Origin of the sequence: Labilithrix luteola, from assembly GCF_001263205.1 — a bacterium.
Lineage (GTDB): Bacteria > Myxococcota_A > Polyangia > Polyangiales > Polyangiaceae > Labilithrix > Labilithrix luteola.
The window spans coordinates 2813847-2840528 of sequence record NZ_CP012333.1 but is presented as its reverse complement, the minus strand read 5'-3'; the positions used below and the strand labels follow the sequence as shown (position 1 = coordinate 2840528).

Here is a 26682-nt window from a genome sequence, read left to right as displayed (position 1 = left end):
CGTGACCGTGAAGACGAACAAGCCACACGCACCCGCCGCACTCGCAACGCTCGTGGCCCTGGCCGGCTTTGCTGCGATCTTGGGGGCCGAGCCGAACGTCGCCGAGGCGTCGGAGCCTTTCCCCACGCGCGCCGAGCGCATTCTTTCACCGGGGCGCAGCGTGGCGACCGAAGACGGGGCCGAGGCGCTCGTCCTCAACCCGGCGAACCTGGCGTACATGCCGGGGTACGAGCTGCGTTGGACCGGCGTGCGCTGTCCCGATACGCGTCGCGTAGCGTGCGGTCACGCGGTCGACCTCGCGGCGCCGCTTCTGTGGGGATTCGCTTCGGGCCTTCGCGTCGATTACGTGATGCCGCCCGGCGGGCTTGAAGGCGCGGGCTTCCCCTACAACGGCATCGACTACACGTGGCTCACGTGGGGCGTCGGCTACCGCTTCTCCGATCGCTTCGCGCTCGGCGCCACGCTGCAGTGGTCGTTCTCGTCGAACCCGTATACCGACAACCTGTTCGGTATCACCGCCGGAGCATCGTACCGACCCGATCCCCACGTCGCGATCTCGCTCGTCGCGCAGGACTTCAACGGGCCGAGCCTGCAGAAGCTCCCGCCGGAGGGAAGTCCGGTGCTCGGCCGAACGTACGTCGGCGCGGTGGCGATTCGCCCGACCGGAACGCGCGTCCTCCAGGTCGACCTGGAAGGGAAGTACTACGACATCATCGACCAGTGGCGTCCGCGCGGCGTGCTCGGCTTCGACGTGCCGGGCGTCGGACGCATTCGCGGTGACATCGAGGTCGCGAACCTCGGCTCGGATGCGCGTCGCGGAATCCAGGCCACGGCCGGCGCGGAGATTTACTTCAACGCGTTCTCCGCCGGCGGCGGTGCGATCTTCGGAAGCGCGCTCGGCAAGAACACCTCGGTCGGCGAGTACGCCACGGCGTCGATCAGCGGTTACTTCAGTCCTGGCGTGCCGAGCGGCGATCGCGCGGTTTCCATTCGCCTCGAGTCCACGCCGGGAACGCGCAGCCACGTCCGCTTGCTCCGTCGCCTCTGGAAGCTCGCCGAGGACAAGCACACCACGTCGGTCACGATGGTGATCCGCTCCGAGGTGGCCACTTCCTACGCGCACGCCGAAGAGATCGCCGACGCCTTCCGCGTGCTCCGCGCGAGCGGCAAGAAGGTCGTCTGCAGCTTCGAAGACGCGGGGGCCAAATCGCTCTACGCGTGCGCGAGCGCGAACAAGATCGTCATCAATCCCGCCGGCGGCATCCGCTTCGCGGGCATCAAGACCACGCACATGTACCTCGCGGGCATGCTCTCGAAGATCGGCGTGAAGGCCGAGTTCGTGCGCATCGGCGCTCACAAGAGCGCGCCCGAGCAGTTCATGAACGAGCACGCGAGCCCGACCGCCAAGGCCGACCAGGAAGACCTCCTGCGCCAGCACGAAGCCGTCTACGCACGCAACATGGCGCTCTATCGCCACATCCCCGAAGACAAGTGGCCCTCCATCATCGCCAAGGGCCCCTTCGTGGCGAGCGAAGCGCGTGATGCCAACCTCGTCGACGGATACGCCTTCGACGACGAGCTCGAACGCGTCACGCAAGACGTCGTCGGCCGCAAAGTTCCGTACGGCAAGCTCTCCGAGCCCACGCGCGCGCCCGAGTACTTCGGCTCGCGATCGAAGATCGGCCTCCTCTACATCGACGGCGACATCATCGACGGCCGCTCGCGCAACGTGCCGATCCTCGACATGAAGCTCGTCGGTTCGTACACCATCGCCGACGAGATCAAGCAGCTGCGCGACGACGGCGACATCAAGGCCGTCGTGCTCCGCATCGAGAGCCCTGGCGGCTCCTCGATGGCGTCCGACGTCATGTGGCGCGAGCTCAAGAAGCTCGGCGAGAAGAAGCCTCTCATCGTCTCCATGGGCTCGGTCGCGGCGAGCGGCGGCTACTACGTGGCGGCGCCCGCCCAGACCATCTTCGCGCTGCCGCTGACGATCACGGGCTCGATCGGCATCTTCTACGGCAAGGCCGACATCAGCGGCCTGCTCGACAAGATCGGCGTGAACATCGAGGTCCGAAAGACCGCGCCCCGCGCCGACGCCGAGTCGCTCTACCGAGGCTTCACCGAGGACGAGCGCGCCGAGCTCCGCCACAAGGTGCACCAGTTCTACGACGTGTTCCTCGACCGCGTCTCGCAGGGCCGTCACATGTCGAAGGAGGCCGTCGACGCCGTCGGCCAAGGTCGCGTGTGGGCCGGTCAGCAAGCGCTCGAGCATCACCTCGTCGATCGCATGGGCGGTCTGCGCGAGGCCCTCGCAGCGGCGCGCGAAGCGGCGCATCTCCCGGCCGACGCTCCGATCGTGGAGCGACCTGCCATCCAGCAGTCGCTCTTCGAGTACGCGCTCGGCCTCGTGGGCATGAAGGCCAACGCGGGCATGGCCATCGAAGGCCTGCCGGTTCAGGTGAAGGAAGTCCTTCGCGGGATCGCGCCGCTCGCCATGTACGGCGAAGGCGAAGCGCTCGCGCGCATGGAGTGGGTCCCCCTCGAGGACACGCTCGGCTCGGACGACGAAACCTACGAAGAGTAAGCGGCGATCACGGCGCAGCGCTCGTCGATCCGTCGGGCGTTCAGGCCGAACGGAGCGTGAGCATCACGAGTGCCGGTGCCACGCCGAGGCGCATCGGCGGGCCCGTGGTGCCGAGACCCGGGTGCACGTAGAGCGTGGAGTCGCCGTCTTGGTAGACACCGAGGTGGTAGTGGTGCGCGAGCTTCGACGCGTTGATGTGGCGCGCGATGAAGGGCACGGCGATCTGTCCGCCGTGCGTGTGCCCGGAGAGAACGAGATCGACGCTGCGTTTCACGGCCTCGGGGAAGCGATCCGGATCGTGGGCGAGGAGCACCGTGGGAGCGCCGGAGGGACGCTCGGCGAGCGCTTGGTCCATGTCCGCGCGCCGGGTCCACGTGTCGTCGATGGCCGCGAGATAGAGCTGTCCGCCGTCACGCTCGAGGACCACGCCTTCGTTGCGCAGCACCTTGGCGCCCTGCTCGCGAATCAGCGAGATGAGCGGCTCGCCCTCGCCGAAGTAGTCGTGGTTGCCCATCGCAACGAAGACGCCGTCTTTGCCACGGAGCTCGCCCACGAGCTGGGCGATCTCTCGGTGGAAGTTCACGCCGCTCGTGACCATGTCGCCGGTGATGACGACCATGTCCGCGTTCTCGGCGTTCGTGGCGCGGGCCCAGCGTTGGCCCCACCAGAGCGGAGTGAGGTTGCCGATGTGCAGATCGGAGAGGTGCGCGATGGTGTAGCCGTCGAACTTCTTGTCGAGGCCGCGCACGCGCACTTCGACGCGACGGGTGAGGAACCACCAGCGACGGAGCGTGACGCCCCACCCACACACCAGAAGACCGCTCGCGTACGTCCACATGAAGAAGCCGGGCGAGAGCGACACCGGCAGGCCGCGCACGAGATCGGAGAGCGGCGCGAGGATGACGTAGAGAAGCGAGGGGATGAGGCAGTAGAGGCAGGTGCACCAATGCACCCAGTAGGGCAGGTCGACGAGGAACGTGCGCTGCCAGGGACGCTGTTCGTCGTGCACGATCGACTGCGCGCGACCGAAAAAGAAGAAGAGGCCCAGCGCCCCGAGGACGCCGCCGAGGATCCACGCGTGTGCAGTGTCGACTCCGAGGAAGCGTCGCGAAGCCTCCGCGACGGCCACGACGAACGGAATCTGGATGCTCACCGTGAGGGTGATGATGAACCGCATGAAGCGCGACATGCGCGGGCGCTTTCCGATCGCGCGTGCTCCCGCGTGAGGCGGCGGAAGGGATGGCGAACTGGAGCGGGTGGAGGACTCTTGTGTCGACTGCTGCGCGGTGGACATACTTGGAAACGGTCGAGCCGCGATGACGCGGTCCGGCGCAAGGTCCTACTACGCGAGGCGTCCCTCGACCACCGTTCCGTCGTCCCCAATGGCTCGCACGGATGTGCTGCGCGCATGAAGTGCAATCATGCTGGCGGTTACGCCGATGTCCCCGCTCATGCGTACCCACGTCGAAGCGGCACCGCGTCGAAGTAGTCGGGCTTGCATCGAGCCGGCCCACGCCTGGCCATCATCGGTGGTCACGACGGTCAGCATGTCGCGCGTGGTCTGAACGGGTTCGAGCTTCGCTTCGAGCTTGGCGCCGATGGAAAGGGCATGCCCGCCCGCGCCGACGGTCAGCGCGCCGCCGCTCGCCAGGGGCGCGATGGAGAGAAGGTGGCCGTCGCAGACCGAGCCGATTTGCTCGACCACGCCGAGCTCCACGCGGACGAGCGTTCCCGAGTCGCCGCATGCGAGCAAGTCACCCACGGGCAGGCGCGTGACGGAATGCAGGCGTGCACAGTTCACCGCGTCACCCATCACCGTGAGGCGATCGCCGGAGAACTGCGTGACCACGCCCGCCGTGGAGCCATGTACCGAGCGCTGGGCGAAGCCGCGGTACGGCCGCTCACCCACGAGCGTGGTGATGCCCGAGTCGTCGACGAAGGCGCCGTGGAACGTGATCTCGGGATCGGGAACGCGCCAGACGTCGACCGCTCCACTTGGCGTTACGCGAGCAACGAGGCCGCCTTCACCGAAGAGCAGCGCGCTGGCATCGCGCAGCCACCTCACGCCGCGTACAGCACTTCCCGAGACGGCCGAGGGCATCACAGCGGGCGTCCACGAGTGGTGGTCCCACCGAAGGATGCCTCCGCTGGTGATGGCGATCCCTTTGTCGCCGCTCGGCGAAAAGGTCGCGGCGCGAATCGTTTGCCCGGGGATCGGCCCGCTCAAGATGCTCCAGGTCCACGACGCTGGATTGGAAGCGATGGCTTCGTCGGGCCGGGGGCCGGACTTCGGAGCGGCGGGGCGATGCGGATCGCTCGGCGTCTTCGCCGGCATCTTGGCCGTTACTTCGAGCGGCGGCGTGCGACGCGGCGGCGTGTGGTGGTGGGACTTGTCGCCTTCGATGGCCCTGAGCGCGTTCTGGATCGCGCTCCAGAAATCCATGACGGACTCGTGGCGCGCCTTCGGATCGGCGGAGAGCGCCTTGGCGAGCTCGCGGTCGAGCGCCTCGATCGTGGGCGTCGAGCTCTCGATTTCGGGCGCCAGCGTGGCGCGCGTCTTCATGAGCGAAGGGCGCGGCCCGTTCAGGATGCGCGTGACGATGAGAAGCGGGTTTTCGCCTTCGGTGAAGGGGAAGGCCGGCTTTCCCGCCAGCATCTCGAAGGTGACCGCGGCGAGCGAGAAGACGTCCGTTCGCGGCGAGACGCGCTGGTTGCCCTGCTCGTACTGTTCGGGCGGCGCGTAGCCCAGCGATGCGCCGGCCAGAGCGGCCGTGCGCGCGAGGTTCATGTCGACGAGCTTCACGAGCCCGAAGTCGGTGACCTTCGCGATCTCGGTGCCTGCTTCGGTGGCGAGCAGGATGTTCGAAGGCTTGAGATCGCGATGCACGACCTTCTGCGCGTGCACCACGTCGAGCGCCTGGCACATCTGCCTCAGGAGGCGTCGCGCACGGTCTGCCGAAAGACCTCGGCCCTTCTGATCGAGCAGCACCTTCTCGAGCGTTGTTCCGTCGACGTACTCGAGCACGGTGAAGGGGAACGCGATGGTCTCCTGGTTGAAGGGCGAGGGGACCTGCGCCACCGCGTGATCGTAGAACCGGACGATGTAGGGATTCGGGCGTCCCTGCGTCGAGAGCATCCGCAGGACTTCGGCTTCACGCTGGAAGCGGCGCAGGGCCTCGGTGCTCACCACGTCGGGGCGGAGCACCTTCACGATCACGACGTGGCCGGACGGGTCGTCCCAGTTCGCCCGGAACACCCAGCCCTGCCCGCCCTCACCGATGCACTCACGCAGGTGATAGCTGACGTTTCCCGAGCCATGCAGCACCCGTCCCGCGAGGGAATCGCGAAGCGGTACGGCGCGCGGGTCGGGGGCCTGGGTCATGATCGGACGACCGGGTCAAGTCACCCGTTCCGGGGTAACGATACGGGAGACGGCCTCCGGGCAAAAGGCATTACAAAATGCCGAAAGGCACCGCGATGGTTCGCGATGCCTTTCGTTGGCCTGCTCGCCGACCCAAAAGCCGGCTAAGTGACCGAAAGTCGGTCAGCTCTCGAGCATCTCGACCAGCTTGACCTTGTTGGTCACGCCGACGTGCTGGGCCGTCTTCTCGCCGCCCTTGAAGACCATGACGGTCGGGACGCCGCGCACGCCGTACTTCTGGGTGACGCCCGGCGCGTCGTCGATGTCGAGCTTGCCGATCTTGTACTTGCCCGCGAATTCGTCCGCGAGGCCTTCGACGATGGGCGCGAGGACCTTGCACGGCCCGCACCAGGTCGCGGTGAAGTCCACGAGGACCGGAACCGAAGACTTGAGAACCTCAGCTTCGAAGTTCGCGTCCGTGAGCTCGATGACGTTCTTCCCGGCCATGGCGGCCTCCTCTGCTTGTTCGGTGATGGGATGCGTGGGTCGAATGGGTTGGGAACAAGAGTCCCACGCGATCCTGCAAGATCTGGGATGGCAGACGCGGGTGCGCCGTTGCGCACACGATCTCGTGAGCCCGGCAGCCTAGAACAAGGTTGCGTTCGGATCCAGACGGCCTTTTGCCCGCGGAACGACGTCCCGCGGAAAAAGGAGGAGCCCTAAAAGCAGAGGTGCGGTGAGGTTACTCGTCCCGTCCTGCTCGCCCTGCCTGCCCAGCTTGCTGGGCTGGCCCCGCTCCTTGTCCGGCATCGCGCGCAAGGATGCGCTCGCCCTCGTGGGCGCCTTCTCGCGGTTGAGCCGGAGGGGGAGTGGTGGGCTCTTCCGTCTTGTGCGCCCGGAAACGCAGGGCTCGATCGATAGCCGCCGCCAGTGCATTGGCGCTCGTGCTGAGCGAAGCGTGGAGAGCCGTGCCTTCCACGCGGACGTCGAGCGAGTCGATGAGCGCGCCGAACCCGACCATGCGGAGAGCGATGTCCTTCGACCACTCCAGGCGCTTGCGCTGGATCAGCTTCTGGACGGACGTACAGGACTCGGCGCTGTCGCAGACGAGCTCGAAGCGAGCGTCGAGATTTTCCCCCGCCGCCCCGGCGCGAATCGCGACGCCCGCCGCCGACACGCCGAGGACGCCGGCCATGATGGAGGCCGACGCGTCGCCCGACGGTTCCTCCGCAGCCATCTCCTTCTTGAGGCGATCGCGGAGGGAGCGCGGAAGAAGGGCCGTCACGAGGACGGTCGGTTTCGACCATCCTTCGCGGCCCGTCAGCGTCGAACGAAGCGCGACGTGCTCGCTCGCGTCACGCAGGCTCGGCTTCTTTTGGGCTCCGACGGCGAGCATCGTGTCGAACCACGATCCCTTGCCCACGACGAGGAGGCCGCTCGAGGCGTATCCGAGCTTTCGGCCGCCTGGATCTTCGATCACCGCGAAGGGCCCGACGTCGTGCGTCCGGTTGTCGCCCGCGTGCTGGCTGCCGAGCGCCTTCGTGCACTTCTCGAGCTCTTCGCGGGTGACCTGGACCTTCGCCGCCACGCCGAAGTCTCCGCGGTCACCTTCTTCTTCGGGCACCGCAACCGCGAGCTTGTCGACGCGCGAGAGCGGATCGAACCCGCACGCCTCGGCGAGGTTCGCCATGCCGAGCGCGCGCGTCGGAAGGCTCGTCGCGCCGGCTCGCTTCGAAGCCTCGCGTCCGAGGACGGTCTCGTAGACGGGCGACCGGCGAAGCTCCGCCAGATCGACCGTCGCGACGAGGAACGAATCGCGCGGAACGACGGCGTCGGGGTCGCTTGGCGCACTTCCTCGACTGCTGCGAAAGAGAACGAGAGCTCCGAGCGCTCCGACGAGCCCAACGAGGGCCGCACGCGCGTTGAGCGAGAGTTTCACGGCGCGAGTCTAACCCAGAGCACCGAACGTATCGTGCTCTCGGTGGGGGCCGCCGTCACTACGGCGCGCCGCCGTCACTACGCCGTGCGGGCGGGGCAACGTCGGGCAGCTCCGGCTCGAGATGCCAGCTCGACCCTTCGCGGACGCAATGCACCTGCGCCCGTTCCTCGGGGCCTTCTCCGCGAACGAGCACGACCGCTTCGTCGCCCGAGGTCTGCGCGGTCATGGCTTTGGGCCGGAATTTCAAACCGAAGCGGCCCTCGGCCAGCATCTCGTACGGCTCGTAGCGGCGACCTTGCCCGCGGCTGGCTCGTTCGGCGCGCTCCTTCAGGTTCGCGCGCGCATGCGGACCGAGCAGTTGATAAGCCTCGCGCGAGGCGCGCGGATCGTCCGGTGCGCTCTCCATTCTCTCGATCCACAAGCGGACCGTGCCCTCGGGCGTTGCGTCCGGGGGCGTGCGCGTGCACCCCGCGCTTGCGGCGAGCAGAGCGAGCGCAGCCGCAAACTGGCTCGTTCGAAGGATCCCCGCCGCCACACTTCTCGAAGTCCTCACGATGGCCGGAGACTTCGCTCGCCCGCGCGACGCGGTCAAGATAGGCCGAAAACTGGCGCTCGCTCGGTCCGATTTTTTACGATCCGAATCGTGAAATTGGACGGGGTCAGGCTCTCCTGGCAAGGCAAAGAACGCGCGCTTTCCATGGGCTCCGAAGGGGATGCACGGCATCCAATCCGGACTCTTTTCGACCAGGACGGCCGCGGCAGGCTGCTTCATGGTGACAACTGCGGGGCGATGCGTTCGCTTCTGCCCGAGCTCGCCGGAAAGGTGACGCTCGCCTATCTCGACCCGCCGTTTCTGACGAACCGGACGTTCGACGCCATCGTTCCTTCCGAGGTCCGCCCGGCGGATCGCTCGGGACCGCTCAAGGCTCGGCCGCGCAAGGTCGCGTTCGACGATCGCTGGTCGGGTCGCGCCGAATACCTGGAAGCTCTGGGCCAGCGCCTCGTTCTGATTCGCGAGCTGCTCGCGCCCAATGGGTCGGTGGTCGTGCACATCGACCCCAAAACCAGCCACTACGTCAAAGTCCTGGGCGACGAGATCTTCGGCGACGACTCCTTCGCCAGCGAGATCATCTGGCGCTACCGTCGCTGGCCGAGCAAGACGCCCAATTTCCAGCGCGTCCACGACGTGCTCCTCCGTTTCCGTAAGGATCCGAAGGAGAAGCCTCGCTTCAACACGCCGTACGAGCCTCTCGCGCCGTCGACCGTCGCAACCTGGGGAACGAACAAGCAGCGCGCGGTCGTCCTGGCCGACGGCAAGCGCAAGCGTTCGGAAACCACGTCCGAGCCGACGAAGGGCGTGCCGATGGGCGACGTCTGGGAAATCGGGGTCCTCGCGCCCATCTCGCGTGAGCGCACCGGTTACCCCTCGCAAAAGCCCGAAGCCCTCCTCGAGCGGCTCGTCGACGCCCTGACCGACCCGGGGGACGTCGTCCTCGATCCTTACATGGGGAGCGGGACGACCCTTGCCGTCGCGGCAAAGCGCGACCGTGTCTTCGTGGGCATCGACGAAAGTGACGTGGCTTTCGACGTAACGAGCCAGCGACTCGCACAGGTGGGTATCCGCTTCGGCAACGAACCGGCCTCCGCGCGGACAACGCGACAGGTTGCCCGCTCCGCCTGAGGCATCTTGCCCTTCCTCGATCGCACCGCGTACGCTTCCCGTCCGCCTCGCGGCGCCGGTTTCGACCAATGATTCTGAACCAGAAAATCGTCTTTGCGCTGCTCCTCGCGGTGGCCGCCGTCTTCGTTGTCGGCTTCGTCCCCGCGAACTTCTCCCAGCTGGCCGTCGCCATCGGGTGTGTCGCAGCGCTCGGCGCTGTCTTTCTCGCCGGCGGCTCGGGAGGTGGCGGCGCGGACGTCGGTCCGCTCTCCGACGCGATTCGTCGCGCACGCAGCGGCGAGCGGCCCTCGCCGCCGGCCGGCGCGTCGCCCGAGGTGGTTCGTATCTTCGACGAGCTCGGTCGCATGGCCGAAGACGAAGATCGCCGTCAGCGCACGGTGGAAGACGCGCAGGGCGAGCTCGAGCAGCTCGCGAAGAAGCTCCAGGAAGGCCTCGGCACGCAGGTCGCCGCGTCCGACGACATGTCCCGCCTCGTGAAGGACATCGCGGGCACGATGCGCGAGTTCGCCACGAGCGTCGAAACGCTGACCCAGAACGCCGAAGAGTCGAGCTCGTCGATTCTCGAGATGACGGCCACGAGCTCGGAGGTCGCCGACAACCTCGGTGAGCTCGCGAACAGCGTGCGCGAGACGGTCACCTCGATCGAGGAGATGGCCTACTCGATCAAGGAGGTCGCCAAGAACGTCGACGCGCTCTCGCTCACCGCCGAAGAGACCAGCTCGTCGATGAACGAGATGGACGTCTCGATCGACCAGGTGCAGTCGAACGCGAACGAGACCTCGCGCCTCTCCGAAGAAGTGGCCACCGACGCCGAGAAGGGCGCCGAAGCCATCCTCAAGACCATCGGCGAGATCTACCGCATCAAGGAGAGCTCGTCGGAGGCCGTGACGGCGATCAGTACGCTCGGCTCGCGCATCGACGCCATCGGTCAGATCGTCAACGTCATCGACGACGTCGCCGAGCAGACGAACCTCCTCGCGCTCAACGCCGCCATCATCGCCGCGCAGGCCGGCGAACAGGGCAAGGGCTTCGCCGTCGTCGCCGACGAGATCAAGGACCTCGCCGAGCGCGCCGGCGCGAGCACGCGCGAGATCACCGACCTCATCAAGACCGTCCAGGCCGAGAGCCGCAACGCGATCAGCGCCGTCGAACGCGGTGCGCACAACGTCGATCGCGGCGTCGAGGTCTCGAACGAAGCCGAGCGCGCGCTCAAGAAGATCCTCGAGAGCAGCCAGAAGTCGACCAACATGGTCCGCGCCATCGCGCGCGCCACGGTCGAGCAGGCCAAGGGCTCCAAGCAGGTCACCGATGCCATCGGGCGGATCGCCGAGACGGTCCAGCAGATCGCCGCCGCCACCGCGCAGCAGGCGCGCGGCTCGGAGCTCATCATGAAGAGCGCCGACAAGATGCGCCTCATCACGCAGCACGTGGAGCGCAGCGCGCAGGAGCAGGCGAAGGGCGGTCGTCAGATCACGAGCGCCATCGAGAACATCTCGGGGATGGTCTCGAACGTGAGCCTCTCGCAGCGTTCGCAGGGCGACAGCGCTCGCCAGCTTCTCTCGTCGGCCTCGCGCATCGACGAAGCGGTGCGCTCGCAGGAAGCGACGCTGTCGCGACTCGCGAATGCTGTGACGACGCCCCGCCGCCGCTAGTCCCGTCGACGCTCGTCACGCCGTGACGAGTCACGCGTCGCGCGAGCTCGCCGAACGACGTGCCGCGCGATCGAACGCATCGCGCGTTGTGCGGTGCAGCAGAAACGCTTTGCCGCTTTTCTCGGCATCGCGTGAGTGACCTCGTGCGTCATGGTCCTGGTTGACCGATCGCGTCAGCAGATTGCTCGTACGTGACGTTGACCCTCCGAGGTCGCGACGCTACACCGAGCGCATGGTCGACCTATCGCACGGAGCTGGAAAAGCAGAGGTTTCGCGCGTGTCCCTGGGTGACACGCTTCTTACTGCGGATGGTCGGTCGCAAGGCGGCGAGAGCGTGCTTGGGGTGGCGGTCACGCACACGACGACTCCGCGACCGCGTCCCACTGGGACCAAACTCGGATTCGGGCGCTACCTGACGGATCACGTGCTCGTCGCGGAGCACGATGCCGCCACGGGCTGGCAGCCTGCTCGCATCGTTCCCACGGGATCGACGCGCGCGGAGATTGCCTCGGGTGCTCTTCAGTACGGCCTCTCGATCTTCGAAGGCCTCAAGGCGTTCAAGACGGACCGTGAACTTCGTCTGTTCCGTCCCGACGCACACGCCAAGCGTTTCGCCGTCAGCGCGAAGCGCCTCTGCATGCCGGAAGTTCCGGTCGAAACGTTCATCAACGCCGTTCGCGCGCTCGTTCGCGTCGACGCGGACTGGTGCCCGGCGCAGACCGGCGGCGGCGCGCTCTACATCCGCCCCACGCTCTACGCCGACGAGAGCTTCCTCGGTGTTCGTCCGGCGCAGCAGCACGTCTTCAGCGTCCTGCTCTCGCCCGTCGACTCCTACTGGGACGGCGAGGAGCACTCGCTCAAGCTCTGGGCCGAGCGCGAGTTCACGCGTGCGGCGCTCGGTGGCGTCGGCTCGGTCAAGACGGGCGGCAACTACGCCTCGAGCCTCCTCGCTGCCAAGCGTGCGAAAGAGCGCGGCTTCGACCAGGTCCTCTGGCTCGACGCCGTCAAGCGCGACTTCCTCGAAGAGGCCGGCACGATGAACGTGTTCGTCCGCATCGGCGATACGGTCATCACCCCGCCGCTCGAGGGAACGATCCTCGCGGGCATCACGCGCGACTCGTGCCTCACGCTCCTCCGCGAGTGGGGTGTGCCGGTCGAAGAGCGCCCCGTGTCGCTCACCGAGCTCGGCGAGGCGGCGAAGGCCGGCAAGGCCATCGAGATGTGGGGCACGGGCACCGCGGCGGTCATCTCGCCGATCGGTGAGGTTGCCTGGGAGAACGGCTCGATCAAGTCGACGGGCTTCGAAGTCGCCCCGCGCCTCCGCAAGGCGATCGACGGCATCCACTCCGGTCGCGACGCCGACACGCACGGCTGGATCGTCAGCGTCTGACGGCGAGCACGACCTCGTAGAAAAAGCCCGTTCGGTCATCGCGACCGAGCGGGCTTTTTCGTGTCATTCGCTTCGCCTGAAGGAACAGGTCAGGCGATGGCAGGAAGCGACGGGGACCGCTGCGTGGGGCGCTGCTTGCCGCGCTCGGTGAGCCACGCCTGGCGAACTTCGCTGGCGCAGGCCGCGCGCGAGAGCAGGGGATGAAGCTCGCCGCTCGAGCCGACGACCTTCGCCAGCCAGGCCAGGCGCTCGCTGCGCCTGGCCTCGAGCGTGCGCATGAACTCGAAGACGCCTCGCTCGGTCGTGATCGCGCCGACCTCGAGCCAGCCCTTGTCGGTACGAGCACAGGCGCAACGCGGTTTGCCGATGGCCTCTTCGAGCGAGCTTGCGAGTCGACCCGCTGTCAGCTCGTAGGCCGTGAGGCGTTCGACGTCGGCCGAGCTCTGCACGCGATGGGTCGCGATGCGGTAGGCGAGGGCAAGCTCGAGCATATGCTGCGCCTCTTCGGCCACGAGCGTCGTCGTTCGTTCGGAGCAGGGTTCTTTCGAGGTCGACATGGCGTGTTCCTCTCCCTCCAAACCTGGGGCTGGGCGGCCTAAAGATTCCGTGGATTCCGTGGATTCGGTGAATTCTTTGGAGCTCGGTCGACTCTTCGAACGGCCTGATGCGGTCGCGTCTTTACGCTCTCCGTACGCGGCCGTTCCTACGCTGCGTTCGTTCTCTGAAGGAGAGACGAATGCACGCCGTAATCCGTCCAATACCGCACGCGAGTAGCACCACTTCGTCGGACAGCAAGCCGAGCAGCCCATCGCCCGTAACGTTTTTCGTTCGGCAGCGCGATGGGCTGTGGGAGGTGGAGGAAAGCCGAGGCTGGGCAGGAGGCATTTTCGTATCGCTTCGCGCGGCCGTCGGCTTCGCGAAGGAGCAGGGCGGCTCGCGCGTCGCCGTCGTGATTCTCGGCGCCGGAGGGCCCACGCCGCTCGAACGTTAAGTCGGCGTGTGGCTTCGGGCAGCGAAGCGCAGAGTTCGGCTAGACTCCGCCGCCATGAAAAATAGCGTCGCTTTTGCCGTTCTCCTTGGCCTCGCTGCGTTCGCGTGCGTCCCTCATCGCGACGTGCCCGCGCAGGACGTGCCGAAGCTGAAGGACCTCGAAGAGGTCATGCAGGTGCAGGCGACCGTCGCCGATCCGCAGTTCAAGAAGATCGGCGAGTCGAGCCTCACCGAAGCGGACTTCGTCGCCTTCGCCGACGTTTCGAATCGGATCCAGGCGACGAGCGTGAAGACCAAGGAGTTCTCCAAGGGCCCCGGCTTCGACGCGCTTGCCGACCAGCTCCACGAGAAGGCGGTCGCGCTCGGTACGGCTGCGGCTGCCAAAGACGCGAAGGCGTCGTCGGACGCTCTCTCCGCGATGAAGACGACCTGCAAGGAGTGCCACTCCAAGTTCCGTTGAGGGCAGCCTTTCGCAGCGAAATTCCGCCCGGGCGAGCCTGAGCGCGCGAGCGCCCCGCCCGCGCGGAAGCTGCGCTATCGTCCGCCCCATGTCAGGCGGCACCAACGATTCCAAGAGCTCTTCCTCTTCCTCGTCTTTGCGCCCCCGTCCCGTCGTCCTCGTGATTCTCGACGGCCTCGGTGAGCGCGCCGAGAAAGACGACAACGCCGTTCGTCTCGCGAAGACGCCGAACCTCGACGCCCTGTATGCCCGCTACCCGCACGGGCTCATCGGTACGAGCGGACCGGACGTGGGCCTGCCGCCGGGCCAGATGGGGAACAGCGAGGTCGGCCACCTGAACTTCGGGGCCGGTCGCATCGCGCTGATGGACATCATGCGCATCGACAACGCCGTGGCCTCCGGGGAGCTCGGGAAGAACCCGGTCATCGCGAACGTCATCGAGCAGGCGAAGAAGAAGGGGGGCCGGCTCCACCTCTTCGGTCTCGTGTCGGACGGCGGCGTCCACAGTATGAACACGCAGCTCTACGCCCTCGTGGACGCGGCACATGCGAGCGGCGTGCGGGTGGTGGTGCATGCGTTCCTCGACGGACGCGACGTCCAGCCCGGAACGGCGCCCGGCTACCTCGAGGCGCTCGAGCAAAAGCTCAGCGGCAAGGGCACGATCGGCACGGTGAGCGGCCGCTACTGGGCCATGGATCGTGACAACCGTTGGGAGCGCGTCGAGAAGGCCTACCGCGCCATCGTCGAAGCGAGCGCGCCGAAGCAGCCCACGGCCGTTGGCGGTGTCCGCGCGAGCATCGCGGCAGGCAAGACGGACGAGTTCGTCGAGCCCTTCGTGGTCGATGGCTATGCGGGCGTCGACTCCGACAAGGACGCGGGCCTGCACTTCAACTTCCGTCCCGACCGCGCGCGCGAGCTCACCCACGCGCTCGCCGTCGCTAACTTCGACGGGTTCCCGCGCAAGCACGGGGCGCCGTTCGAGGTCTATGCGTGCATGACCACGTACGACTCGAAGTTCGGCCTGCCCATCGCGTTCCCGAAGGAGAGCTACCCGGACATTTTCCCCGAGGTGATCTCCCGCGCCGGCCTCACCCAGTTCCGCTGCGCAGAGACCGAGAAGTACGCGCACGTGACCTACTTCTTCAACGGCGGCCGCGAGGCGGTGTTCGCCGGTGAAGAGCGGGAGATGATTCCTTCGCCCAAGGACGTCCCCACGTACGACCACAAGCCCCAGATGAGCGCCGCCGCGGTTGCCGACGCGGTCGTGAAGGCCATCGACAGCGGCAAGTTCGACTTCGTGCTCGTGAACTTCGCCAACCCCGACATGGTCGGGCACACGGGCGTGCTCCCCGCCGCGATCGAGGCCGTCGAGGTCGTCGATGCGGGCGTGGGCCGGATCGCCGACGCGGTTCGCAAGCAGGGCGGCGCGATGTTCGTCACGGCCGACCACGGCAACTGCGAGCTCATGAAGGACCCCGCGACGGGCGAGCCGCACACTGCGCACACGTTGAACCCCGTGCCGCTCCTCTACGTGAACGATCACGATCTGGGCGCGAAGATCCGTTCGGGTGGGCGCATCTGTGACGTCGCCCCGACGATGCTCGAGATCATGAAGATCGAGATCCCGGCTGTCATGACCGGGTACTCGCTCCTCCAGCACTGAGGTTGGCAAGCGTTCGATGAGCGAGGTTCGGTTCGGCAATTATCGCATCGAGGAAGTGCTTGGTTCGGGCGCGATCGCCACGGTCTACAAGGCGATCCAGGAGCCCCTCGGGCGCGTCGTCGCGGTCAAGGCGCTGAAAAACCAGATCGCGCCGACGTCGTCCTTCGGCGAGCAGCTCGAACGCGAAGCCAAGGTCCTCGCCGACCTCGCTCATCCGAACGTCGTTCTCCTCCTGGACGTGGCGCGCCTCTCGACGGGGCGCCCGTACCTCGTCCTCGAGCACATCGCGGGGCCTTCGCTGCAGAAGCTCCTCGCGAAGCGTCGCAAGATCTCCGTGCCGGCCGCGCTCGCCATTGCGTGCGGGATCTGCGCCGGACTCGAACACGTGCACGAGCGCGGCGTCGTGCATCGCGACATCAAGCCTGGCAACGTCCTGCTCTCGACGACCGGCGGCGTGAAGATCATCGACTTCGGCATCGCCCAGCGTGCGCGCACGGCGAGCCTGAGCGACACGTTCGGCACCGAGGGCATCACCGCGTCGGGCCGCATCGCTCCCGAGCCGCTCAAGGATGCCTTCGGAACGCCTGCGTACATGTCGCCCGAGCAGATCCTCGGCGACTTCGTCGACGGACGGAGCGACCTCTTCTCGCTGGGCGTCGTGCTCTACGAGATGCTGAGCGGAAGCCGTCCGTTCGACGCTCCTCCGGCAGGTGGGCGCGTCTCGCTCGCGCCAGGCGCCATCGACGGCTCGTCGGGGCTCTCGCGTGCTTCGCGTCCTCCGCCTGGCAGCGATCTCGCGAGCCGGGGCGCGGCGCAGCGCATTCGACGCGATGTTCCGGCACCGCTTCGCGAACGCGCTCCGAACGTGCCTCGTTCGGTCGAGCGCATCGTCATGCGCATGCTGGAGAAGGCGCCCGACGATCGCTATCCGAACGCCGGCGCGGTGCTCGAGCGCCTGCAATCCGTGCTTCGATCGATGACGCGCGAAGATCCGGCCACGCTCGTGCGGTCGGCGCTGATCGAAGCGTCGTTCATCAAGGGGCAGCGGACGCCGAAGGGCGCCTATGGCAGTCTCATCTCTCCCGGCAGTGGGATCAGCGCGCCCAAGGCCCTGCTCGGCTATGCCGGCCTCTTGGTGGTCTTTGCCGTGGGCGCCTTCGCCGTCGAAGGTTCGGCTGCCAGCAGGAGCGACAACCTCCGTGCTGCCGCCACGCCCGTCGAAGATGCCAAGATGGGCGGCCTGCGCGTGGTGGCCACGCCGTGGGCCCACGTGAAGGTCGATGGGCGTGAGGTCGAGACCACCCCCTTTGCCCGCGCGATTCCCCTCACTGCGGGTCGGCATTTCGTCACCCTCACGCACCCGGACACGTCGAACGTCGACCGCGAAGTCGACATCGTCGCTGGAGAAACCGTGATGCTCGACGTCACGATGTTCGCTGGCACCGAGGATGCGGGTGCGCCGCCCAATCCGGCTATGCTCCAAGGGCGAGACGCAGGACGGGACGCGCGATGAAGCAAAAAGCACTCTTGCTCGGCGGTTTCGGTCTGGCCGTCGGCCTCTCGGTCGTCACCGCGTCCGACGCCTCGGCGTTCACGCACATCGTCACGCCACGCGAAACGCTCGCGCAGATCGCGATCAGGGTCTACGGCACGCCGCGTTTCGAAACGGCCATCGCCTCCGCGAATGCGCTCGACGTCCACGGCGGCAGCGCGATCGTCGCCGGGCAGCCGCTCGAGATCCCCGCGCCCTCGCACCATCGCGTGAGCGAAGGCGAGACGTGGCCCGAGCTCGCACGCATCTACCTCGGCGACGCGCGCCGAGCCGACGTTCTCGCGCGCGCCAACGGCGCGGTGTCTTGGGTGGCTCCGGCCATCGGCCAGGAGATCGAGATCCCCGCCGTGGTCGGATACATCGCCGGCGAAGGCGAGACGATGCCGCAGCTCTCCCAACGCCATTTCGGCGACATCAATCGGTCGTGGGAGCTCGACGCGTACAACAATCGCAAGGGCGACCAGAAGCTCTTGCGAGGCGACATCGTGCTCGTGCCGCTTCTCGATCTGAGTCTCACCGCCGAGGGCAAGAGCGAGGCGCGCGCCGCCGCGGTTCGAACGCTCACGGAGAGCGGGGGCCAGTCGTACGAAGCGCAGCGCAAGGCCGAGGCCGACCTGCCTCCGCTCCTTGCCGACGTTCGCGCGGGGCGTTACATCGACGCCGTCGCGAAGGGCAACCGCCTCCTCGGCTCGGGGGATCTCACGAAGCCGCAGCTCGCAACCATCCATCGTGCGCTCGTCGAGGTTTACGTGGCGCTCGAAGCCACGGGCCTCGCCGCGGGGGCGTGCGACGCCTGGAAGGCCAACGTCACCGACCCGCGCCTCGACCCGCGCACCACGTCTCCGAAGATCAGGGCGGTGTGCGGTGCCCACTGACGGCGACGGCGCCGAGGCGATTCGACCGCGCATGGCGAGCATGCCGGCGCTGGCTGCCTCGGCGGTCATCGCCGGCCAATACGAGGTTCGCGGTGTGCTCGGCGAAGGCGGGACGGGCATCGTCTACGACGCCGTACGTTTGGAAGACGGCCTTCCCGTCGCCGTGAAGGTCATGCACTCGCGTCTCGCGGGCGACGATCAGATCCGCGGACGCTTCCGGCGCGAAGCGGTGATTCTCCGCCGCCTCGAAGGGCCGCACATCTGTCCGATTCTCGACTTCGGCGAGGTGCCGGGCGAGCACGGGCGCACGCTCCTCTACCTCGCGCTGCCCAAGCTCGAAGGCCGTTCGCTGGAGCAGGTGCTCCGCGCGGAGGGCCCGCTCGACGTCCCGCGTATCATCGACATCATGCTCGAGATCTGCGCGGCGCTGCGCTCCGCCCATGCACAAGGCGTGGTGCATCGCGATCTCAAACCGGCGAACGTCGTCGTTCAGCCCGACGGCAAGGTCGTCGTCGTCGACTTCGGCATGGCCAAGATCGTCACCGGCGCGGGCACGGGCACCACGAACCTCACCGTGCACAACATGCTGTTCGGCACGCCCGAGTACATGTCGCCCGAGCAGGCGCGTGGCGAGGAGCTCGATGCGCGGTGCGACGTCTACGCCGCGGGCGTCATCCTCTACGAGATGCTCACTGGCGAGCCACCTTTTACCGGGCCGACGCCGCTCAATGTGCTCACCGCCCATCTCACGAGCGACCTCGAGCCCCCGAGCAAGCGGGCGCCCGAAGGACGCGTGAGCAAGGCGCTCGAGTCGGTCGTCATGTACGCGCTCGAGCGGGACCGCGATCGGCGCTATCCGTCCGTCTCGGCACTCGCCGCCGCGTTGATGCACGCGCGCACCACGCCCGACGAGGTCGACGCGCTCGGCCCCGAAGCCTTCGTTACCAAGCCTTCGGGCACCGATGCCTTTGCCGCCACGATGCCTTCGGTGAAGGTCCCTCCGTCGTCGCGGCCGCCTTCGTCTCGGTCGGGCCCATCGTCGCGGCGGCGGTCCACTCCGTCGTCACGGCCGGTGACGAACACGCAAGCGTTCGCCAAGACGGTCCCCGCGGAGGAGCGTATCACTCGCACGTGGGTGGCGCTCTGGGTACTCGCCGCGCTGGCCAGCATCGCGCTCGGCATCTACCTCGCGCTGCGCTGACCGTTCACTGCCAGTGCGCAGGAATGGGCCAGGCGTCCTTGCGCCACTCCTCGGGTGGTACCAGCGCCTTGGCAACGTCGCTTGCCGTCATGTCCCGCGCGCGGCCCTTCACGAGTCCGAGGCCGTGAGCGAGGTGACCGACGACCTCTTCCGCCTGCACGCCGCGCTCGCGTAACTCGCGAACCGTTGCCCCCTGCGTACGCTTGGCGAGGCGCTCGCCGCCTGGGGCCACGACGAGCGGCACGTGGGTATACGAGGGCACGCGGTCGCCGAAGCCCAGCATCCGCATCAGCAAGATCTGACGAGCGGTCGAGCCCAGCAAGTCGACACCGCGGACGACGTCGCTCACGTTCATCAGCGCGTCGTCGACCGCCACGACGAGCTGGTAGGCGTAGACGCCGTCGCCTCGACGAAGCACGAAGTCTCCCACGCTCACGTCGACGTGCTGTTCATTTGGCCCGCGAAGGCGGTCGACGAAGGAGATGCGCGTGTGGTCCGGTACGCGAAGGCGAATCGCCGGCGCTCGCTTGAGCTCGCGGTCGGGAGGAGAATGGCGGCATGTTCCCGGGTAGACCATCTCTTCGCCTGCGTGCGGAGCGCTCGCCACGCGTGCGATTTCCGCGCGCGAGCAGTCGCAGAGGTAGGTCAGCCCTGCAGCCTCGAGCTTCCGAAGCGCATCGTCGTAGATCTCACTGCGTGCCGATTGGATGTATGGTGCATGCGTCCCGCCCTCGTCGGGCCCCTCGTCCCATTCGAGCCCGAGCCAGGCGAGATCCGTCGCGATGCGCGCCGCCGAGCCGGGGACGACGCGTGGTGTATCGACGTCTTCGACCCGCAGGATCGTGATGCCGCCGGACGCTCGGGCGAGTGCCCACGAGGCGAGGGCCGTCCAGGCGCTGCCGAGGTGCAGATCGCCCGTCGGTGACGGGGCGAATCGCGTACGGAGAGGGCGGCTACCCGAGTGCACACCGAGAGGCTACTCGGTGCGGTGCATCGAAGAAAACCGCCTCTTTCCGTACGCGACGCTTTTCGAGAGCGCGAGCGGCCGTCGGAGACGTGGGAGTTCAGTGCAGGCGAAGCTCGAGGACCGCGAAGTGCTTGTCGTCGTCGAGCCAGGCGTCGACCAGCGAAAGGCCAGCCGAGCGCGCGACGTGTTCGATCGAGGGAGATCGTACTTGTACGAGTACTCCGTGCGGATCGACTCGCCCTCGCGGAAATGGAACCGGCGACCGGCGATGGTGATCATCTGCCGCTTGCGGCTGACGAGGTGCATCTCGATGCGCCCATGCGTGGGTTCGTAGAAGGCGTAGTGCGCGAACGAACCGAGGTCGATGTTCGCGTCGAGCTCGCGGTTCATGCGCGCGAGGACGTTCTTGTTGAACTGCCCGGTGACGCCTTGCGCGTCGTTGTAGGCCGCGTGGAGGATCGCCGGATCCTTCTTGAGGTCGACGCCGAGTACCACGAGGCCGTTCTTGCCGGCCGCGCGACCGAAGCGCGCGAGGAGGCGTTCGGCGTCGTGCGGCTCGAAATTGCCGATGGTCGAGCCGGGGAAATAGACGACCGTGCGCGCGTTGTCGTCGTTCGGAGGGAGCGGGAGCTCGACGGTGAAGTCCGCTGCGGCGGAGAGCACGCGCAGCCACTCGATCTCGGTGCGCAGGCGCGCGGCGGTAGCGGCGAGATGTTCGCGGGCAATGTCGACCGGAACGTAGGCCGAGCAGCGCGTGGGGCCGAGCTCCTCGAGGAGCAACGTGGTCTTCGTGCTGCTGCCGGCGCCCGGCTCGACGAGCCGCACGCGGTCGCCCCAGTGAGCGACGATCTCGCGCGCATGCGACTTCACGATGCCGAGCTCGGTACGCGTGACGTAGTACTCGGGCAGCTCGCAGATCGCATCGAAGAGCAGCGAGCCAGCGCGATCGTAGAACCACTTCGGCGAGAGCGTCTTTCGCGGCGCGCCGAGTCCTTCGATCACGTCGACGAGGAACCGCTGGCGGGCCGAGCCGGCGGAGGAGGGGCCGCGAGACTCGAAGGCTTCTTGCGAGGTCATGTGCTCTCCTTGTCCTCCGTCCGGCGTCATTCGTCCCTCGCGAGGCGAATCCCCGAGAACTGCCACTCGGCGTTCGTCGGGAAGAAGTTGCGGTACGTCGTGCGCACGTGATCGCGCGGCGTTGCGCACGAACCTCCACGCAGCACCATCTGATTGATCATGAACTTGCCGTTGTATTCACCGAACGCGCCAGCGAGTGGTGCGAACCCGGGGTAGGGCAAGTAAGCGCTCGAGGTCCATTCCCACACGTCGCCGAGCATCTGCATCAGCTCCCCGCTCGTCTTGGACGAAGTTGACGCGGGCGCTGGATGAAGACGGCCGTCTTCGACGAAGTTTCCTTCTTTGATCGCCATGGGACGGCGTTCCGGGGGACCGTATCGAGCTTCGAGCGACTGCTCCGCCGCCACCTCCCACTCGGCTTCGGTGGGCAAGCGAGCACCGGCCCACCGAGCATACGCGTCGGCTTCGAAATAAGTCACGTGACAGATTGGCTCACTTGGGACGAGGGCCTGCTCGCCATGGAGCGTGAAGATGCGCGGTGCCTTCGCGTTTTCCATCTCCCAGTAGAGAGGCGCGCCCTTGCCGGTGGCCTGCACCCACGCCCAACCTTCCGAGAGCCAAAGCTCCGGGCGCTCGTAACCGCGATCGGCCATGAACGCGAGGTACTCGCCGCAGGTCACGAGGCGCGTGGCCATCGAGAAGGGTGCAAGGTACACCTTGTGGCGCGGCCTCTCGTTGTCGAAGGCAAAGCCCTCGCCTCTGGCTCCGATCGCGGCGACGCCCTCACCGAATGAACGCCAGCCCAGCGCGGCCGTGGGCGGTGAGGCATGGGATGCGTGGTCCGCAGGGCGGCCGGGTCGATAGGCCGGAAGCAACGGATTGCACCCGAGGAGGTGCTTGATGTCCGTGAGGATGAGTTCCTGGTGCTGCTCTTCGTGGTGTTTGCCGAGCTCCAAGGCAAAGGCCACCTCTGCGAGGCGCGATGAGCCTTCGAGATCGGCGATGCGCGCGTCGACCGCGGTGCGGTAGGCGAGGACCTCCTCGAGCGGCGGGCGCGTCAGCAGCCCGCGCTTGTTGCGCGGATGACGCTTGCCGACGGCCTCGTAGTACGAATTGAAGAGGTAGTCGTACGAGGCATCGACCGGCGCAATGCCGAGCGGCTTCAGAACGAAGCGCTCGAAGAACCAGGTCGTGTGCGCGAGGTGCCACTTCGTGGGGCTCGCGTCCGGCATCGACTGAACGACGAGGTCCTCGGCCGAGAGCGGCTCACTGAGGCGGCTCGTTTTGCGACGCGTATCGAGAACGCGAGACACCAGCGTCCGGTCGCCACTCATCTTTGCGATTTAGGCGTCTATGGACCCTCCGACAAGCCTCAAAATGCCGCACGGTCCTGTATTGTCTCCCTCGCCCCATGGCATCGGTGTCGCCCAAATCGCTCGGATCGCGTTCGCAGCGACGAAAGCTCGTCGCGATCATCGCGGTGATCATCCTCGTGCCGTTCGGGCTCTTCGCGCTCCTGCGCAAACCGTTTCCGTCGGACAAGACCCCCGACGGCGCGTACGCGCGCATCGCCAAGAGCGTGGCCGCGGGTGATCCGAAGGGCTTCTTCGCGTACCTCGAGACCGAGGCGCAGTGGGCGTGCTTCTCGATCGGCGATGCACGTGCCAAGGCGAGCGCTCGCATACGCGCGAGCTATCCCGAGCCGCGCCGTTCCGAGATGCTCGAACAGTACAAGGCGTTCGCCGACGCTCCCGACGGCAGCGACGTGTTCGCCGTTCTCTACAACCAGCGTGGTTGGGCGAAGCGCCTCCGCAAAGATCTCTCGGGCGTCGTGAAGGTCGAGGTCGAGGGCGACCGCGCGAGCGTCGTGACCGCCCAAGGCACGCGCTATCCGTTTCGCCGTCGAGACAACGGCATCTGGGGTCTGACGACGTTCACCGCCGAGCTCATGGCGGAGAGCGAGAAAGCCACGCGCGACCTGGCGGTCGTGACATCTGCGGCCGACGACTACGATCGCACGCGGCCCAAGTAATGGATTGATCGGAGACGCTTGCTCGAGCTTCCAGGGCGCTCACAGGCACGTGGTTCGCTAGAGCCTCGTCAATGCGTTCTGGCGGGGAGGGCAGGTGCCGATGAGGTGTCCGTGCTGTGGAGAGACAGTGTTGGTGAGCCGCGTTCCCGGCGGCACACCGACGTGTGCCCCGAACGGTTCGAGTGCCGACGTACTATCGGCACGCTGTCCGTATCCCAAATGCGCGCGGCTCGTGTTCGCGATCGCGCGCCGTGCGGACACGTCACCGCTCGCGCTTCTGGACGTGCGGCTATTACGGCGATGGCTCACCGGCGCAGTCGTCTGTGACCTGCTCCGTGCCGCTCCGCTCGTCGCCTTCGTGGCGCTTTTCGCGTTTGGCCCGCTCGGGGCCGTGCGCGCGGCGCTCGAGTGGCGTTCGAGTGCATCCGACCGTGTTCTCATCGTGATGGGCGCACTCGTGGCGGTTCTGCCCGCGGCGATTCTGCTTCTCGCGATCCTGGTCGGACTGCTGAGCGACGTCAGGCGCAGCCGTGCTCGGTATGCCGAGGTGTTCTCGGGCGCGAGCGGTGGGCTCCACCTCGCCCCGGAGCCGCTGACGTACCGCGGGTAGCTGCATTCAGACTTCATTGGGGCGCGACGCGGTAGACTCCGCGCCGTGGCCTCATCCTGTCTCGTCGTCGCGGAGCTCAGCGTCGTCCGAGGCGATCGCACGATCGTCGACCACGCCTCGCTCTCGCTCGAGGTAGGTACCATCGCGACCATCCAGGGGGCGTCCGGCTCGGGGAAGTCGACGTTCCTTCGTGCCATCGCCCGGCTCATTGCCGTCGACGGAGGGCGCATCTCTTTCGAGGGGCACGATGCGCTCGCGATGGAGGTCACCGAGTATCGACGGCGGGTCGCCTACGTTCCTCAGCTGCCGCGTATGTTCGAGGGAACGGTGGCCGACAACGTCCGTGCGGGGCCGCGTTTCCAGGGCGTTTCGCTCTCCGATGGCGCAGTGGCCGAGCTTCTCGAGCGCGTCGGCCTGGCCGCGGAGATGGCTCGGCGCCCTGCCTCCGAGCTCTCCGGGGGCGAGAAGCTGCGGGTAGGGCTCGCGCGAGCCCTCGCGAACGACCCGCGCGTCCTCCTGCTCGACGAGTCCACCTCGGCGCTCGACCCCGAGTCCGCGGCGCGGGTCATCGACCGCGTCGTGTCGTTGACGCGCACGGGCACCGCAGCCATCTGCGTCACGCACATCGACGAGCACGCACGTCGCTTCGGCGGAGCTCGCTACCACATGACGAGCGGCGTGCTGGCGGAGGGGGCGTGACGAGCTACGTCGAGATCCCGCTCTGGCGCATGCTCGTTGCGGTCCTCCTCGTGGCGCTGGGGATCGGCATCTCGCGTCTCGAGAAGCTCTCGCTGGAGAAGGATCTCGGCTTCGGAGCGATTCGCGCGGCGGTACAGCTCGTCGCCATCGGCTATGCGCTGAAGCTCCTCTTCGCGGCCGAGCATCCGGTGGCGGTCTTCTTCGTGGTCGTCGTGATGTGGGTCGTCGCGGGTTGGACGAGCACGCGTCGCATCACCCACGGTCCGAGTTCGCGCGTCCTGTTCCCGTATGCGTTCACGTCCATCGGCGTCGGCGCGTTCGTGGCGCTCGTTCCTGTGTTCGCGTTCGTCGTTCCTCCGCGCCCATGGTTCGACGCGCGCTACGTCATCCCCATCGGCGGCATGATGCTCTCGTCGGCGATGAACGTCGTGGCGCAAGTCTTCGAGCGTCTGTTCGCCTCTGCGCGATCGGAAGAAGCGACGCTCGAGCAGTATCTCGCGCTGGGCGCGACGCCGAAGCAGGCCTTCGCTCCGTATGTGAAAGCAGCTTTGCGCGCCGCGCTGATCCCGACGATCAACGGCCTGGTGACGGTGGGCCTCGTCGCGCTCCCCGGCATGATGACCGGCCAGATCGTGAGCGGGACGGCCCCCGAGCAGGCCGTCCGCTATCAAGTGGTGATCATGTACCAGCTGGTGGCCGTCGCCGCGATGTCGGGCCTGTGCGCCACAGCGTTCGCGCGCAAGCTGGTCTTCACGGACGACGGCCGCCTCCGCAACGGAGCTTAGCCGTCCTCCACGAACCGAGCCGTGATCGGACCGTTTCTCGGCTCGCGGAAACAATCCTTCCGTTCGTTAGGCGTCCGCTGCATCGGGCGACAGGAGCGCCCGCATCGAGCGACGACCTGTCAACGTCGAGTTCGGGGGCGAATCGACCACGGCAGTGCAAGCGGGACGGATGCTGAGTTACGCTCGAGTTCGTCGTGTCGAATCGCTCGCCGTTCGGAGCTCGCGTATTTCGCTTCATCTACACTGCGCGAGGGGGCGCAAGCTCGCTGGCCTTCGCAGCGGGCGTGGCGTGCGGGATTGTCGGCTGCTCCATTCTGGTCGACACGAACGGGTTTGCGACGGCGCCCGACAGCGCGGATGCGAACGTCTCCGAGCTCCCGGATGGACGAGGCGAAGCGGGCAACGACGCGTCCCCGACCGACGCCGCGTCGAACGCAGATTCGAACGCGGGCCCGTGTCCGGGCGGCGGGCCTGCGATGGTGCGAGTGCTGACGGCGGAACGAAAGCCGTACTGCATCGACTCCACCGAGGTCACGCAGGGGCAGTACCTCGCGTTCGTCGACGTGGCGACGCCTGCGGACTTCTCTACGCCGGAGTGCGCGTGGAACGATTCGTTCGTTCCGCCGCCGACGTGCTTCGACCCCGAGCACCGGCCGAACCATCCCGTCGCGTGCGTCGACTGGTGCGATGCTCAGGCCTTCTGCGCTTGGGCTGGCAAACGACTCTGCGGAAAGATTGGCGGCGGCTCAGCCCGCGGCGTGCTGGATCCCGAATGGGAGTGGACGTCCGCGTGTAGCGATCGCGGTCTGCGGACGTACGCCTATGGTGCGAACTACGTCGCGGGCAATTGCAACGACAGCACCGATGCCGGTGCCCAACCCGTCGCGTCGTTTCCGAAGTGCGTGGGGGGCGTCGACGGGCTCTTCGACATGAGCGGCAACGTCGCCGAATGGATCGACCGCTGTGACTCCGACGCGCCGGACTCGCCGTGCAACTTGGTCGGTGGCATGTGGCAAGAGTCGGATCCGTCCGTCGATCCGTCGGTTCTGCAGGACGAAGCGCATCTCCGCTGCTCTGCCAGGGACGTCGGGCATCCGGCGCGTTATTTCGGGGATCCGAGCCTCGGCTTCCGCTGCTGTCGCGACGCGCTCGAGTAGAGGC

The 26682-nt window shown here is 67.1% G+C and carries 24 protein-coding genes; 15 read left to right on the top strand and 9 right to left on the bottom strand.

Translation table 11 applies throughout. The features are described from left to right. The first annotated feature begins 1 nt into the window (after window position 1). Window positions 2–2587: a signal peptide peptidase SppA gene (gene sppA, locus AKJ09_RS12915; protein WP_146647499.1), complete on the top strand. Its 2586-nt coding sequence runs from the start codon at window positions 2–4 to the stop codon at window positions 2585–2587. Window positions 2588–2627: 40 nt separating this feature from the next. On the opposite strand, the gene AKJ09_RS12910 is transcribed toward sppA, so the two are convergent. From AKJ09_RS12910 to AKJ09_RS52940, 5 genes are all read right to left on the bottom strand, one after another. Next, the gene (locus AKJ09_RS12910) at window positions 2628–3776 is read right to left on the bottom strand and encodes a metallophosphoesterase (protein ID WP_169927499.1); all 1149 of its coding nucleotides are present in this window, start codon (window positions 3774–3776) and stop codon (window positions 2628–2630) included. A gap of 153 nt (window positions 3777–3929) precedes the next feature. Beyond that, window positions 3930–5969: a serine/threonine protein kinase gene (locus AKJ09_RS12905; protein ID WP_146647497.1), complete on the bottom strand. Its 2040-nt coding sequence runs from the start codon at window positions 5967–5969 to the stop codon at window positions 3930–3932. Window positions 5970–6131: 162 nt separating this feature from the next. Then, entirely contained in the window at window positions 6132–6455 is a 324-nt protein-coding gene (trxA, locus tag AKJ09_RS12900) for a thioredoxin (RefSeq protein ID WP_146647496.1), read from the bottom strand. 235 nt (window positions 6456–6690) lie between these two features. Continuing rightward, the gene (locus tag AKJ09_RS12895) at window positions 6691–7887 is read right to left on the bottom strand and encodes a hypothetical protein (protein WP_146647495.1); all 1197 of its coding nucleotides are present in this window, start codon (window positions 7885–7887) and stop codon (window positions 6691–6693) included. Window positions 7888–7945: 58 nt separating this feature from the next. After that, window positions 7946–8440 (bottom strand): hypothetical protein, encoded by a 495-nt coding sequence (locus AKJ09_RS52940; protein ID WP_169927498.1) that lies wholly within the window; start codon window positions 8438–8440, stop codon window positions 7946–7948. 237 nt (window positions 8441–8677) lie between these two features. Between AKJ09_RS52940 and AKJ09_RS52935 the strand changes: the two genes are divergently transcribed. The 3 genes from AKJ09_RS52935 to AKJ09_RS12880 all read left to right on the top strand — a co-directional run bounded on the left by AKJ09_RS52935 (window position 8678) and on the right by AKJ09_RS12880 (window position 12610). Further along, window positions 8678–9568 carry a DNA-methyltransferase gene (locus AKJ09_RS52935; protein WP_169927497.1) on the top strand — a complete coding sequence of 297 codons (891 nt, stop codon included), beginning with the start codon at window positions 8678–8680 and terminating at the stop codon, window positions 9566–9568. A 68-nt stretch (window positions 9569–9636) separates the two neighbouring features. Continuing rightward, window positions 9637–11220: a methyl-accepting chemotaxis protein gene (locus tag AKJ09_RS12885; protein WP_146647493.1), complete on the top strand. Its 1584-nt coding sequence runs from the start codon at window positions 9637–9639 to the stop codon at window positions 11218–11220. Window positions 11221–11497: 277 nt separating this feature from the next. After that, window positions 11498–12610 (top strand): branched-chain amino acid aminotransferase, encoded by a 1113-nt coding sequence (locus AKJ09_RS12880; RefSeq protein WP_169927496.1) that lies wholly within the window; start codon window positions 11498–11500, stop codon window positions 12608–12610. A gap of 89 nt (window positions 12611–12699) precedes the next feature. On the opposite strand, the gene AKJ09_RS12875 is transcribed toward AKJ09_RS12880, so the two are convergent. After that, on the bottom strand, window positions 12700–13167 hold the full coding sequence (locus AKJ09_RS12875) for a hypothetical protein (protein ID WP_146647491.1): 468 nt from the start codon (window positions 13165–13167) through the stop codon (window positions 12700–12702). Between the two features lie 296 nt (window positions 13168–13463). Between AKJ09_RS12875 and AKJ09_RS52930 the strand changes: the two genes are divergently transcribed. The 6 genes from AKJ09_RS52930 (at window position 13464) to AKJ09_RS12850 (ending at window position 19351) form a co-directional block, all read left to right on the top strand. Further along, complete coding sequence (locus tag AKJ09_RS52930) at window positions 13464–13601, top strand: hypothetical protein (protein WP_169927495.1); 138 nt, start codon at window positions 13464–13466, stop codon at window positions 13599–13601. Window positions 13602–13655: 54 nt separating this feature from the next. After that, window positions 13656–14060, top strand: coding sequence for a cytochrome c (locus AKJ09_RS12870; RefSeq protein WP_146647490.1), 405 nt, complete (start codon window positions 13656–13658; stop codon window positions 14058–14060). Window positions 14061–14148: 88 nt separating this feature from the next. Continuing rightward, window positions 14149–15723 carry a 2,3-bisphosphoglycerate-independent phosphoglycerate mutase gene (gene gpmI / locus AKJ09_RS12865; RefSeq protein ID WP_146647489.1) on the top strand — a complete coding sequence of 525 codons (1575 nt, stop codon included), beginning with the start codon at window positions 14149–14151 and terminating at the stop codon, window positions 15721–15723. 16 nt (window positions 15724–15739) lie between these two features. Then, a complete protein-coding gene (locus AKJ09_RS12860; RefSeq protein ID WP_146647488.1) occupies window positions 15740–17236 on the top strand; it encodes a serine/threonine-protein kinase in 1497 nt (498 codons plus the stop codon). Then, window positions 17233–18150 carry a LysM peptidoglycan-binding domain-containing protein gene (locus tag AKJ09_RS12855; protein ID WP_146647487.1) on the top strand — a complete coding sequence of 306 codons (918 nt, stop codon included), beginning with the start codon at window positions 17233–17235 and terminating at the stop codon, window positions 18148–18150. The genes AKJ09_RS12860 and AKJ09_RS12855 overlap by 4 nt, the downstream gene beginning before the upstream one ends. Next, window positions 18140–19351: a serine/threonine-protein kinase gene (locus AKJ09_RS12850; protein WP_146647486.1), complete on the top strand. Its 1212-nt coding sequence runs from the start codon at window positions 18140–18142 to the stop codon at window positions 19349–19351. The genes AKJ09_RS12855 and AKJ09_RS12850 overlap by 11 nt, the downstream gene beginning before the upstream one ends. Before the next feature lie 4 nt (window positions 19352–19355). Here AKJ09_RS12850 and gluQRS read toward each other — a convergent pair whose 3' ends face one another. Genes gluQRS through egtB form a run of 3 tightly spaced genes read right to left on the bottom strand, consistent with a single transcriptional unit; the run spans window position 19356 to window position 22729 of the window. Further along, entirely contained in the window at window positions 19356–20318 is a 963-nt protein-coding gene (gene gluQRS / locus AKJ09_RS12845) for a tRNA glutamyl-Q(34) synthetase GluQRS (protein ID WP_146647485.1), read from the bottom strand. Between the two features lie 9 nt (window positions 20319–20327). Beyond that, window positions 20328–21395: an L-histidine N(alpha)-methyltransferase gene (gene egtD, locus AKJ09_RS12840; protein WP_169927494.1), complete on the bottom strand. Its 1068-nt coding sequence runs from the start codon at window positions 21393–21395 to the stop codon at window positions 20328–20330. Window positions 21396–21421: 26 nt separating this feature from the next. Further along, window positions 21422–22729 carry an ergothioneine biosynthesis protein EgtB gene (gene egtB / locus AKJ09_RS12835; RefSeq protein WP_146647483.1) on the bottom strand — a complete coding sequence of 436 codons (1308 nt, stop codon included), beginning with the start codon at window positions 22727–22729 and terminating at the stop codon, window positions 21422–21424. A 77-nt stretch (window positions 22730–22806) separates the two neighbouring features. Between egtB and AKJ09_RS12830 the strand changes: the two genes are divergently transcribed. The 5 genes from AKJ09_RS12830 (at window position 22807) to AKJ09_RS12810 (ending at window position 26678) form a co-directional block, all read left to right on the top strand. Continuing rightward, window positions 22807–23427 (top strand): hypothetical protein, encoded by a 621-nt coding sequence (locus tag AKJ09_RS12830; RefSeq protein WP_146647482.1) that lies wholly within the window; start codon window positions 22807–22809, stop codon window positions 23425–23427. A 133-nt stretch (window positions 23428–23560) separates the two neighbouring features. Then, window positions 23561–24037 (top strand): hypothetical protein, encoded by a 477-nt coding sequence (locus tag AKJ09_RS12825; protein WP_205633695.1) that lies wholly within the window; start codon window positions 23561–23563, stop codon window positions 24035–24037. A 45-nt stretch (window positions 24038–24082) separates the two neighbouring features. After that, on the top strand, window positions 24083–24736 hold the full coding sequence (locus AKJ09_RS12820) for an ABC transporter ATP-binding protein (protein WP_169927493.1): 654 nt from the start codon (window positions 24083–24085) through the stop codon (window positions 24734–24736). Continuing rightward, window positions 24733–25521, top strand: coding sequence for an ABC transporter permease (locus tag AKJ09_RS12815; RefSeq protein ID WP_146647479.1), 789 nt, complete (start codon window positions 24733–24735; stop codon window positions 25519–25521). Before AKJ09_RS12820 ends, AKJ09_RS12815 begins: the two co-directional genes overlap by 4 nt. Before the next feature lie 194 nt (window positions 25522–25715). Next, window positions 25716–26678, top strand: a complete 963-nt coding sequence (locus tag AKJ09_RS12810; RefSeq protein WP_146647478.1) for a formylglycine-generating enzyme family protein — start codon at window positions 25716–25718, stop codon at window positions 26676–26678. Window positions 26679–26682: the final 4 nt, after the last annotated feature.